The organism is Salinarimonas soli (genome assembly GCF_008386575.1).
GTDB classification, from domain to species: domain Bacteria; phylum Pseudomonadota; class Alphaproteobacteria; order Rhizobiales; family Beijerinckiaceae; genus Salinarimonas_A; species Salinarimonas_A soli.
Genome location: NZ_VUOA01000071.1, coordinates 1 through 1,445, shown reverse-complemented (window position 1 = coordinate 1,445; position 1,445 = coordinate 1). Strand labels below are relative to the sequence as shown.

The following is a 1,445-nucleotide window of genomic DNA, read 5'->3' as shown; positions in this document are numbered from 1 at the left end:
CGAGACGCTGCGCCCGACGCACCTTGAGAGCGTCCTCCTCCTGCTGCCGGGCTGTCAGCACTTTGTTCTCAGCAAGCTTGAGCCGGAAGACCTCGATTGCTCCTGCCAGCTCGCCAACCTCGTCACCTCGCTCACGACAGGGCACGTCGATGTTCGTCTCACCGCCAGCCAAATAGGACGTTGTGTGTGTCATCGCGGTGAGCGGGCTCACGACCCGGCGTAAGACGATCCAGAACGCGGTCGCCGTGATCGCGAAGCCGAGCAGAAGGACGAGGCCGTCGATCACCAGCTCGCGCAGGCTGTCTTGCGCCATGGACCCCGCGAGTAGCGCGGTCTCACGCCCAACCGTCTCGCCTAAGCGCAGGATCCTGTCGATCGCTGCCGTGGAGGCGCTGACCCAACCTGCTCCATTCACCGGGTATGACATCCGCTCGTTGCCAGCCCGGTAGACCGCCTCGCGTAAAGGCTGGAACACCATGAACACGGCCTGACGCACGTCCTCAACGGAGCGCTTGACGCTCGCGGGTGCTGTCGGCTTAGCGGCGAAGGCCTCGACCAGTGACCAGGCAAGGTCAAACTGACCGCGAGCCCCCGCGAGCTGCTGCACCTGAGCGGGCGTCAGCGGTTCACCGCTCGCGATGATGCCGCCTAGGGCGGCACGTTCGCGGCCAGCAAACTCGCTCATCACCCAGACATAGTGCTTGATGCGCTGCAGATCCGACAACCGCGCCTCCGTTGCATCAGCCTCGAAGTCGGAGGCAAGACGCAACGCTTGGCTGACCTCGATGAGGCGGGTTACGCCGGGCACCCAGGCCGCAATTATATCGTTGGAGCGAGCCGACTTGGCTGCCACGAGTGCGCCATCAACGCTCTTGCGCAGCAGGGCGAAGCTACGTCGCGTATCGGTTAAGGCGGCGAGGTCAGCTTCCGACCGCCCATCGGCTCTCAAGGCGGCGAGTGCATTGTCCAATGCGGCATCCGCTTGAGCTCGGCGTTGATCGATCGCGGCACGGTCGTCGGCGTTGAGAGGGCCGGGCGCATTCAGGGCCGTATTGGTCCGCCCTCGTTCTACGGCGTAGTGACCGGCGGCCGAGAGTAGAAGATCGGCAGTCGCATTAGATTTCTCTACTACTTGCGCGACGTGCCGTCCTTGTAGTGCGTCCTTTGCCAAGTATGCGCCGAGGCCCACGACTACCAGAGCGAGCGCACCGATAGTTGCACCGAGAACCGTTCTAAGCGACAGCTTGTTGAACACGGGATTGCACTCCGATCGGCTAACACAACTCGGGGCTAGACGACGGGAATATGATGCTTAACCAGCTAACAAGTTGATAAGCTTGGGATCACGCTACGACATTTGTCGCCGGTGGGAAGTAAGCTGCTATCGGAACTGGCCGGCCGAGGAAGGCGGTAGTCACAAGCGCGCTTGACCCCCTGGGTACCTG

1 protein-coding gene is annotated in these 1,445 nt (G+C 62.6%); it reads right to left on the bottom strand.

The genetic code is table 11. From position 1 onward, the window contains the following. Positions 1–1,255: nitrate- and nitrite sensing domain-containing protein (locus F0L46_RS25175; RefSeq protein ID WP_149822367.1), on the bottom strand; the 1,255-nt coding region annotated here is incomplete at its 3' end. Positions 1,256–1,445 lie beyond the last annotated feature (190 nt).